Annotated in this window: 17 protein-coding genes and 1 tRNA gene; 8 read left to right on the top strand and 10 right to left on the bottom strand. The window is 39.7% G+C overall.

What is annotated here, in order from left to right; all coding sequences use genetic code 11:
* Positions 1–27 precede the first annotated feature (27 nt).
* Positions 28–849: a helix-turn-helix transcriptional regulator gene (locus C427_RS01495; RefSeq protein ID WP_007637881.1), complete on the top strand. Its 822-nt coding sequence runs from the start codon at positions 28–30 to the stop codon at positions 847–849.
* A gap of 62 nt (positions 850–911) precedes the next feature.
* Here C427_RS01495 and C427_RS01490 read toward each other — a convergent pair whose 3' ends face one another.
* Both C427_RS01490 and C427_RS01485 read right to left on the bottom strand, forming a co-directional pair.
* A complete protein-coding gene (locus C427_RS01490; RefSeq protein WP_007637883.1) occupies positions 912–1,121 on the bottom strand; it encodes a hypothetical protein in 210 nt (69 codons plus the stop codon).
* 103 nt (positions 1,122–1,224) lie between these two features.
* Entirely contained in the window at positions 1,225–2,295 is a 1,071-nt protein-coding gene (locus C427_RS01485) for a LacI family DNA-binding transcriptional regulator (RefSeq protein ID WP_007637884.1), read from the bottom strand.
* A gap of 500 nt (positions 2,296–2,795) precedes the next feature.
* Here C427_RS01485 and nagB point away from each other — a divergent pair, with 500 nt between their 5' ends.
* The 6 genes from nagB to C427_RS26135 all read left to right on the top strand — a co-directional run bounded on the left by nagB (position 2,796) and on the right by C427_RS26135 (position 9,539).
* Complete coding sequence (gene nagB, locus C427_RS01480; protein WP_007637885.1) at positions 2,796–3,602, top strand: glucosamine-6-phosphate deaminase; 807 nt, start codon at positions 2,796–2,798, stop codon at positions 3,600–3,602.
* Positions 3,603–3,716: 114 nt separating this feature from the next.
* The gene (locus C427_RS01475; RefSeq protein WP_007637886.1) at positions 3,717–4,595 is read left to right on the top strand and encodes a glucosamine kinase nucleotide-binding domain-containing protein; all 879 of its coding nucleotides are present in this window, start codon (positions 3,717–3,719) and stop codon (positions 4,593–4,595) included.
* A 17-nt stretch (positions 4,596–4,612) separates the two neighbouring features.
* Complete coding sequence (nagA, locus tag C427_RS01470; RefSeq protein WP_007637887.1) at positions 4,613–5,740, top strand: N-acetylglucosamine-6-phosphate deacetylase; 1,128 nt, start codon at positions 4,613–4,615, stop codon at positions 5,738–5,740.
* 38 nt (positions 5,741–5,778) lie between these two features.
* Complete coding sequence (locus C427_RS01465) at positions 5,779–7,092, top strand: sugar MFS transporter (RefSeq protein ID WP_007637888.1); 1,314 nt, start codon at positions 5,779–5,781, stop codon at positions 7,090–7,092.
* Between the two features lie 109 nt (positions 7,093–7,201).
* Positions 7,202–9,142 (top strand): acetate--CoA ligase, encoded by a 1,941-nt coding sequence (gene acs, locus C427_RS01460; RefSeq protein WP_007637889.1) that lies wholly within the window; start codon positions 7,202–7,204, stop codon positions 9,140–9,142.
* 226 nt (positions 9,143–9,368) lie between these two features.
* Positions 9,369–9,539 carry a hypothetical protein gene (locus tag C427_RS26135; RefSeq protein ID WP_007637890.1) on the top strand — a complete coding sequence of 57 codons (171 nt, stop codon included), beginning with the start codon at positions 9,369–9,371 and terminating at the stop codon, positions 9,537–9,539.
* A gap of 61 nt (positions 9,540–9,600) precedes the next feature.
* On the opposite strand, the gene C427_RS01455 is transcribed toward C427_RS26135, so the two are convergent.
* From C427_RS01455 to C427_RS01430, 7 genes are all read right to left on the bottom strand, one after another.
* Entirely contained in the window at positions 9,601–10,218 is a 618-nt protein-coding gene (locus tag C427_RS01455; RefSeq protein ID WP_081589006.1) for a 3'-5' exonuclease, read from the bottom strand.
* 186 nt (positions 10,219–10,404) lie between these two features.
* A complete protein-coding gene (locus C427_RS01450; RefSeq protein ID WP_007637892.1) occupies positions 10,405–11,295 on the bottom strand; it encodes a pseudouridine synthase in 891 nt (296 codons plus the stop codon).
* 109 nt (positions 11,296–11,404) lie between these two features.
* Positions 11,405–11,536, bottom strand: a complete 132-nt coding sequence (locus tag C427_RS28045; RefSeq protein ID WP_015430291.1) for a hypothetical protein — start codon at positions 11,534–11,536, stop codon at positions 11,405–11,407.
* The gene (locus C427_RS01445; protein WP_015430290.1) at positions 11,509–12,318 is read right to left on the bottom strand and encodes a hypothetical protein; all 810 of its coding nucleotides are present in this window, start codon (positions 12,316–12,318) and stop codon (positions 11,509–11,511) included. Before C427_RS01445 ends, C427_RS28045 begins: the two co-directional genes overlap by 28 nt.
* 18 nt (positions 12,319–12,336) lie before the next feature.
* Positions 12,337–12,984: a hypothetical protein gene (locus C427_RS01440; RefSeq protein ID WP_007637896.1), complete on the bottom strand. Its 648-nt coding sequence runs from the start codon at positions 12,982–12,984 to the stop codon at positions 12,337–12,339.
* A 27-nt stretch (positions 12,985–13,011) separates the two neighbouring features.
* Positions 13,012–13,479: a hypothetical protein gene (locus C427_RS01435; protein WP_007637898.1), complete on the bottom strand. Its 468-nt coding sequence runs from the start codon at positions 13,477–13,479 to the stop codon at positions 13,012–13,014.
* 11 nt (positions 13,480–13,490) lie between these two features.
* On the bottom strand, positions 13,491–13,751 hold the full coding sequence (locus C427_RS01430; protein ID WP_007637899.1) for a DnaJ domain-containing protein: 261 nt from the start codon (positions 13,749–13,751) through the stop codon (positions 13,491–13,493).
* Between the two features lie 589 nt (positions 13,752–14,340).
* Between C427_RS01430 and C427_RS01425 the strand changes: the two genes are divergently transcribed.
* Complete coding sequence (locus tag C427_RS01425) at positions 14,341–15,129, top strand: hypothetical protein (protein ID WP_226991146.1); 789 nt, start codon at positions 14,341–14,343, stop codon at positions 15,127–15,129.
* Between the two features lie 235 nt (positions 15,130–15,364).
* Here C427_RS01425 and C427_RS01420 read toward each other — a convergent pair.
* Positions 15,365–15,441 (bottom strand) — tRNA-Arg (locus tag C427_RS01420).
* Between the last annotated feature and the right edge of the window lie 322 nt (positions 15,442–15,763).

Here is a 15,763-nt window from a genome sequence, read left to right as displayed (position 1 = left end):
ATTTTTATCCAAAACTATTATTAATTTATGAAAAATCAAATTAAAGACCTTCTAGATATTGGTCAAAACTGCTATGAGCGCTTTATAAATTTAGATGTTACTGCTGAAATGAAACACCTAGACATTACTTTAGCTGGATGTTCTAACCTATCAGGGAAATATTGCGTAGCTCGCACCGCCCCCCTTGAGCATACGCTGTTTTATACCCTGAAAGGGCAAGGTAAATTAACCACTATAGACAACGAACACCTGCTGGTCGCCAATACTTTGGCCATTTTACCCGCCAAGCAGAGTTTTGAGGTAAGCATAGCTGGGGAGCAATGGGACATTATTTGGCTAAACCTTGCGAATACAGAACGTTGGCAACATATTGCTTTAGAACAAGCCATCGTCATTAGCGATCAACAACTTCAGCCATTACATTTTGCCATGGAACTTTTGTATAGCGAACCGGATGCGAGGCTGCGCGAAGGAGTCATTCCAATAATAAATTATTATCTGAATGCTACCCTACGAGATGACAAACAAAACAAGGCAAATAATCGCTTACATAGCTTATTTCAAAATATCGAGAAACGTCTCCAGTACAACTGGACCATAGAAGCCATGTGTGACCAATTACACTATTCACCGCCACATTTGCACCGTTTGTGCCAAGCACAATTTGGTAAAAGCCCCATACAAAAACTTATTCATTTGCGCATAGAGCGCGCAAAAAGCTTATTGCTCAATACTCGCTGGCCTGTTCAACATGTCGCAAGTTATGTGGGGTACACAAATATTTTTAATTTTTCAAAAAGTTTTAAAAAATTAGTCGGTGTTTCACCAAGTGAGTTTAGACGTGGCTAAAGTATATACTTATCAGAGACATTCTTTACAAAATACATCAAACCTGTCTATTTAAATTGGTCTCAAAGAAACTGACCTAATTTCACCTGTTCTAAATAACAAACATACTCAATATCAATCGACTGAGAGCCCCAAGCAATCTGGCTTAAGTTATTTCTAGGCAGCCTGCCTACTAAACGTTTGGGTATATCTAACTGGCGAAAGTACGGTTTTAGGAAAGGAGACCCGCCCTCACCTACCGCAGTAATGACTTCGGCAACGGACTCGACCAATAGGAATGCGGGTTTCAGGCCAAGCTTGTAACAATGACTTAGCGGTCATCCAACCCGTAGTGCCTCAAATAAAATGATTAATGGCCGAAGCTGCATCAACATACTATTTACCAGATGTTGAAAGGGTAGATTCACGTTTAACTAATTGCGGTCTAAAATGCAGATGAGGAATACTGTCTGAATTGGTTTTAGGTGAACGTAAATGCACTAAATGTTGGATCAAAGACGCAGCAGCTTTGCGCGCAATAGTATTTGTTGGCTGTGCTGCGGTGGTTAACATTGGCCACGTTTGACGAGAAAATGGACTGTCCTCAAAACCTGCAATGGCTATATCTTCTGGCACATTAAGTCCTTGTAAACGCACTGCAAATAACGCTCCTGCTGCGATTTCATCGTTACAGGAAAATATACCAGTAGGTGGCTCTGCTAAAGACATCAATTGTTTAGCCCCTTTAACACCAAATTCAAATGTATAAGAACCGTCAATTTGATAATCATCGATAATCGGTAGACTATGCTTCCTCAGTGCATTTAAATAACCTATTTTACGCTCATGACTTGAACGGTGACTTTCATCGCCTCGTAAAAACGCTATCTTGGTATGACCTTCTTCTATTAAGTGCTCGGTGATATCGAAAGCGGCATCTCGGTCATTAATATAGACACAGGGCGACGATTCTTCACTCACTTCACTGGCAGAGATAATACGAATAAATGGAATATTCATATCATCTAAGGCATCAAGGACCTCTGGCATTTCCGACAATGGCGGTGAGATGATCAATCCCGCTAATTGCGAGCGTTTAATCATAGTAGCTAATTCATCTATGATATTTTTGTTATTGGCTGAACATGGGTGAATAACCAATTCATAGCCGCGTTCTCTGCATTCTGCCAATATTCCATTTTGCATATCCAGCACATAATAGGCGTTTGGGTTGTCGTACACATACCCTAAAGAGTAAGATTTACTTCCCGCTAAATTTCTTGCTGCGTTATTAGGCTGATAGTTTAATTGGAGAATAGCGTCGTTAACTTTCTGCAGCGTCTCCTTGCGAACTGACCCTTCATTATTGGTTACACGGGAAACAGTTTTAAAAGACACGCCAGCTAATTCGGCCACATCTTTAATGGTAGTTTTTGTTTTCATTGTTGTTTTAAGCACCATTTTCATATTGTGTTACGAACACTTGGTCTAAGTTTTTAAATCGACAAAAAATTAATTGAATTTCAATTACTTAAATAGCTATCCTAAACTTTTATTAGAGGAGCAAACAAATACTTTGTTGTTTAAAAACACAAGCTATCTTGTGTTTATTTGGTACAAGATACCACAGAGCTATTTTATTTAGATTACCTATAAATGACGGTGCGGTCACTAAATATGACTGTACACAAATCACATTGTCAGTATCATTTTTAAGTAGATACATAGTAATCAATATTTTATACTCATACCACGATAGCTTAGTGTTGTTGATTACGTCTTCACTCCTAGTAGTTTTAAGAGAATAAATGATAACGCTGTTAATAATAACTAGAGATACTCACTCCTAGTCTTTAAATAACAAGCTCAAAATGTTGCAAATAATTCTTTAGTAGGTAAAGTTAATGACAGCGCTGTCATTAACTAATGAGTTATCGCGATAGATAGTGAAGTTCAAAGGAAGTTTTATGCAAATTATTATTTATACCAATGCTCAACAGGTTGCCGAAAGCGCGGCACTATGGGTAAAAGAGCTGATTAAGAAAAAACCCGCCCCTGTATTAGGCTTAGCAACAGGTAATACACCCATTAGCTTATACAAACAGTTAGTTGAGCAGCATAAATCAAACAGCCTTAGCTTTAAAAATGTCACTACATTCAACTTAGATGAGTACCACCACATAGATTCAACTAACCCACAAAGCTATCGCAGCTTTATGAATAAAAATTTATTCAATCATGTTGATATTGATGTAAATAATACCTTTTTACCATCCTGTGCTGCAGGCGAAAACCCCAGAGTTCAAGGTTTGGCTTATGAAGAAAAAATCAAACAACAAGGCGGTATTGATTTACAAATTTTAGGTATCGGGGCTAATGGGCATATTGGTTTTAACGAACCAACCTCCAGCTTGTCATCCCGAACACGTATTAAAACCTTAACCCAACAAACAATCTCCGATAATAGCCGTTTATTTAAGCCCGATGAAAAACAACCCACCATGGCAATGACTATGGGTATTGCCACAATTATGGATGCACGTTATGTGTTGTTGATGGCTACTGGTGCTAACAAAGCCAATGCGGTTAAAGAGATGATTACCGGTGGTGTTTCGGCCATGTGTCCCGCTTCTGCACTACAAATGCATGAAAATGCAATTATCTTATTGGATAAAGCAGCCGCCAGTGAATTAAGCGACCAAAGTTACTATCAGTGGGCTGATAACGAAAATCGTAAGTTAATTGAAGATTACGGTTATTTTCATAACTATTAAATACGCAGTTAAATAGCGACTGCTGTTCAATAATTAGTGCCAAGGTAGGCTGTAAAAAAGTTAGCAATGATGAATAAAAAAACGTTTATTGTTCTACAAACAGAGGAATAATTTTTGACTAATTCAACGGATATCTTTCTAGGCATTGATGGCGGAGGCACCAAATGTAAAGCTCGCTTGGAAGATGTACAGGGAAACCTTTTGGCTGAAGCTACCTCAGGTCCAGCAAATGCCGCGCAACATTTAATAGATTCAGTTGCAGCCGTGCTTGAAGCCAGTGAAAAAGCCATCGCCAATGCTAATATTAAAGGATTAACCTTAAACCAAATCCATGCTGGAATTGGCTTGGCTGGTATTAATATTCCCCAAGTTAAACAAACCTTTCTAAGGCAATCCCTGCCCTTTGCTAGTTGGCACATAACCACTGATTTACACATTGCTTGTCTTGGCGCTCATTCAGGTCAAGACGGAGCCATTGTGATAGTAGGAACAGGCTCATCTGGGATAGCTATCCATAACAGTCAACAGTTAGAAGTGGGAGGTCATGGTTTTGTCGTCGGCGATAAAGGCAGTGGCGCATGGCTTGGTAAGATGGCAGTTAGTCATTGCCTTGAAACATTGGATGGTATTACCCCTAACAATCTTCTTTGCGAACATGTACTGAGCTTACTTAATTGCGACAATCCTTACGACTTGGTTAGTTTAACTTTAGAGGCAAAACCGGCATTTTACGCATCAATTGCACCGCTGATACTACAACTCGCGGCAAGTCAGCAAGAAGATGCACTATTACTAGTTAATCAAGCTGCTACTTATATCAACAAGCTTTGCCATCGATTATTAATAGGTAACTTAGATCGCATATCTCTGATCGGCGGCATTACGCAACCCTTGATGCCTTATTTGGATAACCAACTACAGGCTATCATTCGGCCCGCTAAAGCGACGCCAGAGCAAGGCGCAATTCTATACGCCAAGACAAAATTAACTTAAACATTATAGAGGTACAGATGCAGCGTTTTTTTGCAGGAAGTTTGTTTGATGGAAACACCATTCTAAAAAATCAAATGATTACTGTTGAGGCCGGCACCATTAGCTCAATTGAATCAGCAATGTTGCAAGATGATGCGATTCAATTATCTGGTCTAGTTGCTCCCGGTTTTGTGGATGTGCAGGTCAATGGTGGTGGTGGTGTATTATTTAATAATCAACCAAACCTAGATACCTTGCTCACTATGAGTCGTGCCCATCAACAATTTGGCAGTACCGCTATATTACCGACTCTTATTACTGATGATTTAGTGACTATGAAACTAGCAGCCAATGCCGTGGCATCTGCCATTGCCCAAAATGTTAAAGGCATAATAGGTATTCATTTCGAGGGACCTCATTTAAGTCAGCCCAAAAAAGGGATTCATCCAACGCAGCATATTCGCAAAATTAGTTCTGAAGAAATGGCCTTGTTTAAACGCACAGATCTGGGTTTAGTGTGTGTCACATTGGCCCCTGAAAATGTATCGGTCGAGTTAATTAAGGAGTTAGTGCAAGCAAATATAAGAGTGTGTTTAGGCCACTCGAATGCAAGTTCGGCCCAAACGTTTGCCGCACTTCAAGCAGGAGCTCAAGGCTTTACCCATTTATTCAATGCCATGTCGCCTTTGCAAAGTAGAGAAGCGGGCATGGTTGGGGCAGCATTATTAGACTCATCTAGCTATTGTGGTTTGATTGTTGATCACGAACATGTGGATATCACCAGTTGCCAATTAGCAATTAAATGTAAAACCCCCGACCGTATCATGCTGGTTACGGATGCGATGTCGCACGTAGGTAGTGAGCAAATAGAATTACAATTTGCTGGCATGCAAATCAGTCGCCAAGGTAATAAATTGACCATTGAAGGGGGGCGGTTAGCCGGTTCGGCACTTGATATGGCAACAGCCGTTCGTAACAGCATACAAAATTTACATTGCTCGATGCAAGATGCACTCAAGATGGCTTCTACTACACCAGCTACATTCCTAGGCTTGCAACAACAAAAGGGCTATTTGGCTCCGGGGTTCGATGCAGATTGGGTGGTATTAACCAACCAGTATTATGTAAATTCCACTTATATAGCGGGCGAACAAGTATCCCCTTAAAAACAGACTTAACCCTAGAATTAACTTGAAGGTGAACAATGCAGACAATCGATACACAGCAGCCTAAACCAAGTGCATTTTTACCTATGCTTATTATAGGTATGTTGTTCTTTGTATTTGGTTTTGTCACATGGCTTAACGGCGCCTTGATCCCATTTTTACAAATTGTCTGTGATTTAACAGAGTCCCAAGCCTTACTGGTAGCGTTTTCCTTTTATATTGCTTATGTAGTGATGGCGTTGCCCATGTCTTGGGTGTTAGACAAAGTAGGCTACAAACATGCTATGTGTTTAGGTCTAGTGGGAATAGCCTTAGGATGTTTACTCTTTATCCCAGCGGCCTATTCTCAGCAGTTTGCCATGTTTCTTGTGGCGCAGTTTATTGTGGGTACCGGGCTGACTATTCTACAAACGGCATCAAATCCCTATATTGTTAAAATTGGTCCACAAGAAACCGCAGCCGTGCGCATTTCTATTATGGGTTTACTGAATAAATTTGCTGGTTTTCTTGCACCCATCGTTTTTACTGCCATAGTGTTGGGTGAGTTTACAGGCGTAAATGCTCAGTCTATAGCAGCATTGTCAGATGCCGAACGTGTCACCCAAATTACCGCATTGGCTGATGGACTAATTTTGCCTTATGCTTATATGGCTGTTGCTTTACTAGTATTAGCTGTTTTATTGAAGTTTTCTTCATTGCCCGACTTAGTGCTTGAAAAGCCCCAATCTGCAGATGCAGAAGCGGGCAGCTTAAAGGCTTATCCACAATTGATACTCGGCGTGGTGGCTCTCTTTTTATATGTAGGAGTTGAAGTTATAGCCGGGGATACCATCGGCTTATTTGGATCGCAGTTAGGTGTGGCCAATGCCACATCGTTAACCTCTTATACTATGGCCTTTATGGTGCTAGGATATTTGATAGGCTTAATGCTTATACCACGTTTTATTGATCAGGCTCAGGCGTTAGCTGGCTCTGCTATTTTAGGTTTAGTTCTTAGTGTGGCGGTGGTTTTTGCCGATGTTGAATCGTCTTCAATCTCAAGTTTTTTGTGGGGCTGGATGGGTATTGCTGAATTACCTAATGCTATAACCCTGATCGCGATACTGGGTTTTGCGAATGCTCTAGTATGGCCTGCAGTTTGGCCCTTAGCCTTAAATGGTTTATATAGTTTAACCGCTCGTGGCTCAGCATGGTTAATTATGGGCATCTCTGGCGGCGCTGTTTTACCCCTTTGTTATGGTTTATTGGCAGACCATTTTGATAATCAGTCTGCCTACTGGATGATGATCCCCTGCTATAGTTTCATCCTCTTTTATGCCCTTAAGGGACATAAAATCAGGCAATGGTCTTAAATTTATTACAGGTTATTTTAGCCTAAGGTGAACTTCCTTAGGTTAGTTCACTGAATAATTGTGAATTGTATGACAATACTAACAACCATCTTTTTTACTAGAGGTATTCATGACTAAAATGCTCTATCCCGTGCCAGAACAAGCGAAGCAAGATTCTTTTTTAAGTGTTGAAAAATACCAAATAATGTATCAACAATCGGTTGAATCTCCTGACGAATTTTGGCGTGAACAATCGTCTATTGTTGACTGGTATAAAGCCCCCACTATTATCAAAAACACTAATTTTTCTAAAGATAATTTGTACATCAAATGGTTCGAAGATGGGCTATTAAATGTCAGCTACAACTGTATCGATAGACATTTAGCCAAACAAGCACAACAAACCGCTATTATCTGGGAAGGCGACTCTCCCGAGACCGACCAAAATATAAGCTACCAACAGTTACATGATGAAGTGTGCCGGTTAGCCAATGGCTTAAAAAATCTAGGGATAGCTAAAGGTGATCGTGTGGCTATTTACATGCCAATGGTGCCCGAAGCAGCTTATGCCATGTTAGCTTGTACTAGAATTGGAGCCGTTCACTCTATTGTTTTTGCGGGCTTTTCACCCAATGCGATAGCCGACCGTATTAACGACTGCGATGCAAAAGTTGTGATTACCGCTGACGAAGGCCGTCGTGGTGGCAAAACAGTCCCCTTAAAGCTCAATGTCGATGAAGCCTTAAAAAATAACCGCTGTCCAAGTATTAAACACAACATAGTGTTTCAAAATACGTATGCTGAAGTAGCATTTAACCCACAAGACTTGTGGTGGCACGAGTTGGTTGCCGATTGTACGACAGAATGCACGCCAACTGAAATGAATGCGGAAGACCCATTATTCATTCTCTACACTTCTGGCTCTACAGGCACGCCAAAAGGTGTGGTGCATACCACTGGTGGTTATCTGGTATATGCCGCGTTGACTCACAAATACGTTTTCGACTACCATCCCGGCGAAATATACTGGTGTGCAGCAGATGTGGGCTGGATCACAGGCCACAGTTATATGGTGTATGGACCATTGGCAAATGGTGCTACTACGTTATTATTTGAAGGGGTACCCACTTACCCTGATGTAAGACGAATTTGCCAAATAGTAGACAAACATAAAGTCAATATTCTTTATACTGCGCCTACTGCCATCCGGGCATTAATGGCCCACGGTGATTATCCAGCAGATGGTACTCACTGTAATTCACTTCGACTATTAGGCTCGGTAGGCGAGCCAATTAATCCCCAAGCCTGGCAGTGGTACTATGAAACCATTGGTAAAAGTCGCTGCCCCATTGTCGATACATGGTGGCAAACCGAAACTGGTGGCATCATGATCACACCATTGCCAAGTGTCACTGCTTTAAAACCCGGCGCCGCCAGTATGCCATTTTTTGGTATCCAACCTGCTGTAGTCGACAAGAATGGAGAAGAGTTATTATTAGCGGCAGAAGGTAACCTGGTGATCCGCGATAGTTGGCCAGGCCAAGGTAGAACAGTTTATGGTGATCATCAGCGATTTATCCAGACCTATTTTAGTACCTACGAAAATCAATATTTTACCGGTGATGGCTGTCGCAGAGATGACGATGGTTACTATTGGATAACGGGTAGAGTTGATGATGTACTTAATGTCTCAGGTCATCGTTTAGGCACCGCCGAAATAGAAAGTGCGCTGGTATCTCATCCTGCTGTAGCTGAAGCTGCTGTTGTGGGTTACTCACACGACATAAAAGGCCAAGGTATTTATGTTTTCGTTAGCCCTGTTGAAGGCCAAAGCTTCAATGATGAGCTCACAATAGAACTAAAAAACTGGGTACGCAAAGAACTAAGCCCTATCGCGACCCCAGATATTATTCAATGGACCCAAGATCTTCCTAAAACACGATCAGGTAAAATCATGCGCAGGATATTACGTAAAATTGCCGCCAATGAATATGAGCAACTAGGTGATATCTCGACTCTAGCTGATCCCAGTGTGGTAGAAAGTTTGATAGCCAACAGATTGAACCGCTAAGATAATTAAGCAACGGGTCGAAGCACTTTGACCTGTTGATTAATTATGTCAGATCACGTTTACATCGTCCTCACCTTAAATCTTATTGATTCAATATCAAAACTTCTGAATCTTTTAATGTTTTTTGACTCCGATAACTTTAAGATTATTGGCTTCACAATTAAAAAGATATGGCTATGACGCCCTAAAATATTCCATAATCCATAAAAATACTGAGGCGATATTCATGTCCGATAAAAAAGTTAAATTTGAGTTTGAAAAACAGAACAAAAATAGTGTTCGATACAAAGAAGTGCCAGAAGATGGCATGCCGCCTGTCATAGGTAGTATTTACGTTCAAAAGTGGTTTGCTGGTGATAGTAAAAATATTGACATCACTATCAGCAAAAAGGATTAGGGCTTAATCCTTATAAACTTCAGGTGTTTATTGCTTTTTTACGTTGTAGGCTAAGCAATAATTATTGTGCTAGCAACAATGTATTCACCCCACTTTTAGGTGTTTTAGAGAGCTTTTGAATTAATCTAAACGGTACGACTTTGGTTGTTATTATTTGAGAAATATCATCCAGCATAGCCATCCACAATTTCGCGGTCATTTCTGAATCGTATAACGCTCGGTGAAAGCCACCCTCTGATGGAATGTTTTTATAAGCAATCAGTGAACCTAGCTTATGATTAGGCGCTTGCTGATATACACGCCTGGCCACCAATAAAGAGCAAGCAAAATGACCATCATACGACCTACAAATCCGACCTAACTCTGCATCCAAAAAACGTTTATCAAATGACGCATTATGGGCAACCAAATTACTGTCTCCCATAAAATCAGAAAACTCATGCATGACTTCATCACAGGGAGCGGCTCGGTTTAACATGCGGTTAGTGATCCCAGTATAATTTTCAATAAATGCACTAACAGGTTTCCCAGGATTCATTAATGCTTGAAAACGATCAACCACCTGCCCTCTCTCAAGACGAACCGCCCCTATTTCAATGGCTCTATCGCCCATGTTAGGTGACAGTCCAGTAGTTTCAAAATCAAGTACGACAAGGGAGTCGGCGCAGGTTTGCGTCATGTGTAAATTACCTGTGTGGTGTCAACGAAGTATTTTAACAAACAAATGGGTTTTAACCGAAGACGTATTTAACCCGTTAGCGATTTATCGAAGCATTTACAGCTCTGATAGAAAAAAATGAGGCAGACGTTGGAGTAAAAATAGAAAAACGAGATGTATATCGGTGCACAAGGTCCTAGCTTACTGTTAATTTAAATTGAGCTCGGTATGACTAGAAAAGCACCTTACTTGTCGTGTCATCGGGTCAATAAATTGCAATGATTGTGCTAGTAGCTGTAAGGGTTTGCTGTAGTCATCTGGTTTTTTTGGCTGTAACTCTGGATAATAATTATCGTTTAATAGCGGCCAACTGAGACTTTGCATGTGCACGCGTAGCTGATGGGTTTTACCTGTTATCGGGTTTAATTCAAATAATGCTTTGTCGGCAGAACGTTTAAGACAGCGGATGCGTGAATGACTATTAGCCAGTCCTTCAACGATATGCATCAAAAATCTCGGTTCGGACTTCTCTAATCGGTTTTTAACTTCCCATTGCTGGTTGTCTAATGGAATACGTTTATTGGTGCTGGCAATGGCCTGATAGGTTTTAGTGACTTGATGTGTTTCAAACAGAGCATGATAATGTTTACGTAACTGGGGATTAACCGAAAACAATACCAAGCCTGCAGTGCTGTTATCAATTCGGTGCACAGCTTGTAATTGCTGATTACCCGTTTTTTTACGCAAACGATTTTGCAGGCACTCTTCAACATATTTCCCCCCTGGCATGACCGGTAAAAAATGCGGCTTATATGCCACCAAAATCAACTCGTCTTCAAACACAATTTCCTCTGCAAAAGGCACCACAGGCTCACGTGTCACTTCACGATAATAATACACCCGCTGTTGGGCCGCATAAGGGGTTTTCGCACTAATTAAGCTCCCGTCATGCCAATGCACTTTGCCATCAATAATACGTTGAAGCCATACATCATGTGTTATGGCCGGAAACTTACGAATAAGAAATTCTAGAACAGTCGTTACACCAGGATTATGCTGAGGTAAGCTGAGCTTAGACGGAGAAATTGCTATCGCCATAATTACACTCGTAGTTGATCCTATCAGGAGGGGCAAGTCTAACTTTATGACTCATCGCTCAAAAGGAGGTTAAACGCTGAGAACAACGTTTAACCTTTTAAGAATAAATTTAGTCAGGTTTTAAATAAGCGATATCGTCTTGATCATCCAGGCCAAAATCGTAACCGCCTTCAAAATCATCATTCAATTCATTGGTGATATTTACCGAGAGCTCTAAAATCTCAGGGATAAAAACAGCCAATTTTTTTGCGTCGTTATGATTGTTTTAAATTCATTAAAATCTAACAAAGACGATTCTTGAAGAAAGGTTTTTGTAGTAACTGGCTGCTTTTCAGAAAAATCTGAGACACAACAAGCAAACTTCTCAAGCACCAGCTTCGAATCTGTAGTAGTCAGATAAGTAATAAGTTGAGTGTACCGTTCATGATTAAAAATCTTCTGCTGGGAATCTATCAGCATTAAAGCAACAGCCGAATTGAGTAGTTTTTGCAGCTCAAATTTTAAGTAGTCTTCGTCAGTTTCAGGTATCACCACGTTAGCAGAATATTGCGCCGATATACTTCTATACAAGTTTAATAACTTTAAACTGTCTTGGCCTTGTTTAACGATATCTGCATGAACTATGGTTATATCTGAGATGTCGTTAGCTGCTAAAGCGTAACTACTGAGTTTGATCTGTTTAAAATAATCAGCTGAAATCTCTTTCAACCCTGCATATTTCGCCCATCCAGCCCTGAAACAATACACAATACCTTGAGTCTTGATAATGTCTTTTGCTTTTTCGGTGTTATTGTCACAATGACTTAATAGCCCTAGGCTGATAAACCCTAAGACTATTTCACACGCTTTTTTAATGTGATCAGCATAAATAATAGATAAATTGTCAGAAGCGATACGCAACGACATATCTGACAATTGTTGTTTAGTTTTATGCACAAACTCCTCAGAAAAATATCCATCTGCTAAGCCATCTTTTAAAACCAAAAGGATAAAAGGTTTGTTCCTCAACTCTGCTATTTTCATGATTTCGTCCTTATCATCCTATAGAGGTGCAAACATATCGTCTGTGTCCATTTCAACTGCTGTGACTCTTTGCTTATTTGCATTGTTTTTTAAAGCTGCTTCTATATTTTCTAGAGTGCCATTAGTGCTCACGGCCATCACTTCACGATACGCTTCTTCATCAAGGCTTTTTATTTTTAGAAGCAATTCTTCAATGCTGCCAGATACTTGTTCTTCATCATATTCGAGTTCAGAAAAGTCATGACCAATAAAAGGCAATGATAAATACAACAAACCAAAATCATCTTGAATGATAGCCTTAAGTATCTCGAGTTGCTTTTCATCATCCTCATAAGAGAGAAATATTTGTGCTAACAAACTGTGGGCTTCGGTTTGTGCACAAAACAATGATTCTTCATCCAAATTTTGCCAATATGAAGGTTCGACATTTAATAATTTTTTTATGGAATCCGCATCCATTAGCCAGGTAGCAATAGAAGGTATAGTGGCATCATGCTCACGTACAATTTTTGCCACTGTTAAAATATCCATCTCAGAAAACACCGCTAACATAGCGTTATCGCCTTGCTCCGATGCGATCTTTTCTAATGAGTTACCCGCACGTCTACCGCTGTGCTGGGCTTGTTCCGTTATATCGGAGGCGAGAATCAGTGCATTACTGGTCAATTGGTATTCCTCAAAAATAGTATAAGATTATTCATCATAACCGTAGGTTTCATAAGCATCGTTTGTGTCATCGTGCGCTTCTACGTGCTCGGGTAAAGCAGGTAAAGGAGTGGCATCATAAGTATTATAAAAATGGATCAGCAGCACCGCCGTTTTTAACTCATTCTCTGAGTGATTCATTAACGCTGTAATCGTAGCTCTGGCATCAGCATGAACACCAACAAAAGGTTTGATGTCAGCCCAGTCTGGTTGCTGAGTAACATCTACCTTGGCTAGACTTTCTGAATCAATTCTTACGCTACGAGTAATTGCCATCGCCAATTGGTCAACTAAGCCATTAAAGACCGAACTGTTTAAGGCTAATTGTGCTGACAACACCTTTAGATAATTAGTCAGCAAATCAGGATTTTCAGGATCGGTCAGCGACTCCATATTTTCTAAATACATAGAAAAATCATCGGACAAATAATCGGGTATGGGTGTTTCAAACTTCATATAATTGATCCTTACAACAAGGCATTGTGCCAAAAAGAATCGGCAATTTCTCTTGGGTCAGTGATAATAGTGTAATTGCTCTTAATGTATAAAGAACGCTTTTGTGGGTCGGAAATTATGTCGTACGCTTTTTGGATTAATTGAAATTTTTCTTTTGCCTCTGCCGCATCATTTCTATCGGGATGGAACTGATTAGCCAGTTTTCGATACGCTTTTTTAATTTCAGTGGTAGTGGAAGTTCTCGTGACCCCCAATAGTTCAAAATGGTCCATAAAATTTAACGTAAACCTTGTGCATACAATTTAACTAAAAATTGAGTGTATTTATTTGTGGTTTATTTTACCTTTACCGCTGCTGTTTAACAATGCTGAGGTACTATTCATAGTGACTTTTAAGTGTATCCAACACAGCTCTAAAAAAGCGATTTAGCTCAATAACTTACCAAAAAATCCAAGCTGAAATATGAATGAATGCACTATTTATGGATAAATTTGATAGAAATTTGGAAGTAAACAACATTAAAAAACCTTAACTAGCCTGACTTTTAAACAGTTTTTAAACTAGTACTTAAATAGGTTCGCTATTAACAACCTAAATCAATTGGTTCTACTCTAAAAACATTGGTAGTGACTATTCACCCTTACTTAATAACTCAACACAAGATAATGAACTTTCAAGAGCAACAAAATCAAATGGGATTGTGTGGCTTAAAGAAAAAGTTTTTTTATGTGTCATAGTGTTTGGTAATGCTTTATAAATGCATACAATAACTGTTATTTTATGCCACTAGCTCTTGCTAGGAACGTCGACAATATCTTGTGTATTTTCAAGACTTTTTCTCCCAGGTTTTTCCTCTGGATGATGTGTATTGTGTCAATTCAATTGTCCGCTCAATCGTTAAAACAAGAATTAAATAACTTACCTATAATTGAAATCGACATTGCCTCGATGGACTTTCCCCCTAATGCCCACAGAACCAGAAGTGAACGTGTTTCAGGCAAGGCCATAGAAACCATCAGAGCACTTTGCACCATTGCTCATATGAAATGTGAGGTGATTATTTATCCATCGGCTCGCGCCTACATGGGCATAGAAAATGGTACTAGTGACGTTTTGTTGACTGCCGACATAGCCTCTTTTAAACGTTGTTGTATCTATGCTGAATGGTCATATCCTTTTATGGTAGGCTTGATTACCCAACTAGAAATTGAAGATATACCTGTTAACGAAACTATGTTGCAAGGCCATAATTTAGTCATGGTTAGAGGGTGGCAGTCAATTTATGAAGTCTATCCCAACCTCAAAGGCTTAGTCGCCGAGGGTAAAGTTGAACTAATAGAAACCAGTTCAATAGCTTCTGCGATTAAAATTTATAGCTCAGGTAGAGCATCATTATTATGGGGCTCAAATATGTTTGAATGGTATTTTGAGCAATTGTCGATGCAATGGAAGCAGCAAGATTTTAAACCTTTGATGATAAGCAGCGCAGGTATCTGGGTTTCCAAAAGAAATAAACATCATAAAGAAATTCTTAAAGGATTTAATCTTGCATACCAGTTGTTAAGAGAACAGAAAAATTTAGATAAGGATAATTTTCTTCTGCCATCACTGATGAAACAAGTTTATGTTGAAGCTTCGACGTCTAATTAATTGCTTTATCGACCTTATATTTTTTTAAACTACCAAGGTATCTTATGCTGCTAAGACAGGTGATTTCAATCGGTGAATACAAAGCTCAAAGCATAGTAAAAATTAAAAAGGTCATTTGTCAAAACGACTTTTATTGAATAAACGAAGATTAGCGATTGAACAAATCACATCCACTGCACAACTATCTATATTATAATCGAACTTATAATCTTTTAAATTCAGATAGGTAGATAGATGGTGCACCCGGCGCGATTCGAACGCGCGACCCTCGGCTTCGGAGGCCGATACTCTATCCAACTGAGCTACGGGTGCATTTCAAACTGTGCTTATTTTTCTGTCTAGGTCGTGACCTTCAGTATATAACTTCCCCCCTATGCATCAACTTAAGACTATACCGCAGTCTCATGTGGGTTACACTTTTACGGGGGCATATAAGGTTCAATACATGCCTAAGCTAAACTTTAGCGCCAGACTTAACCACTCACATCCATAGCAATTTTGTCACTCTATTCTAGCAATTACAAATCGTCAGGGAGGTGTATTAGGTTAATTAAATAGCGCTTACACAACTAACACCAAACTGCTTGATAAAGCGAATGATGATTCTAATGAATTATGCTGGTTTTTCCACTGT

The organism is Paraglaciecola psychrophila 170 (genome assembly GCF_000347635.1).
GTDB lineage: Bacteria > Pseudomonadota > Gammaproteobacteria > Enterobacterales > Alteromonadaceae > Paraglaciecola > Paraglaciecola psychrophila.
Note: the sequence above shows the minus strand (reverse complement) of the source record. Positions and strands in the feature narration are given on the sequence as shown.

Bases quoted from the DNA above. Each gene is read 5' to 3' on its own strand.
- C427_RS01495 (WP_007637881.1), top strand. From the start codon at position 28: ATGAAAAATCAAATTAAAGACCTTCTAGATATTGGTCAAAACTGCTAT.
- C427_RS01485 (WP_007637884.1), bottom strand. From the start codon at position 2,295: ATGAAAATGGTGCTTAAAACAACAATGAAAACAAAAACTACCATTAAA.
- nagB (WP_007637885.1), top strand. From the start codon at position 2,796: ATGCAAATTATTATTTATACCAATGCTCAACAGGTTGCCGAAAGCGCG.
- nagA (WP_007637887.1), top strand. From the start codon at position 4,613: ATGCAGCGTTTTTTTGCAGGAAGTTTGTTTGATGGAAACACCATTCTA.
- C427_RS01465 (WP_007637888.1), top strand. From the start codon at position 5,779: ATGCAGACAATCGATACACAGCAGCCTAAACCAAGTGCATTTTTACCT.
- acs (WP_007637889.1), top strand. From the start codon at position 7,202: ATGACTAAAATGCTCTATCCCGTGCCAGAACAAGCGAAGCAAGATTCT.
- C427_RS26135 (WP_007637890.1), top strand. From the start codon at position 9,369: ATGTCCGATAAAAAAGTTAAATTTGAGTTTGAAAAACAGAACAAAAAT.
- C427_RS01455 (WP_081589006.1), bottom strand. From the start codon at position 10,218: ATGACGCAAACCTGCGCCGACTCCCTTGTCGTACTTGATTTTGAAACT.
- C427_RS01450 (WP_007637892.1), bottom strand. From the start codon at position 11,295: ATGGCGATAGCAATTTCTCCGTCTAAGCTCAGCTTACCTCAGCATAAT.
- C427_RS01445 (WP_015430290.1), bottom strand. From the start codon at position 12,318: ATGAAAATAGCAGAGTTGAGGAACAAACCTTTTATCCTTTTGGTTTTA.
- C427_RS01435 (WP_007637898.1), bottom strand. From the start codon at position 13,479: ATGAAGTTTGAAACACCCATACCCGATTATTTGTCCGATGATTTTTCT.
- C427_RS01430 (WP_007637899.1), bottom strand. From the start codon at position 13,751: ATGGACCATTTTGAACTATTGGGGGTCACGAGAACTTCCACTACCACT.
- C427_RS01425 (WP_226991146.1), top strand. From the start codon at position 14,341: ATGTGTATTGTGTCAATTCAATTGTCCGCTCAATCGTTAAAACAAGAA.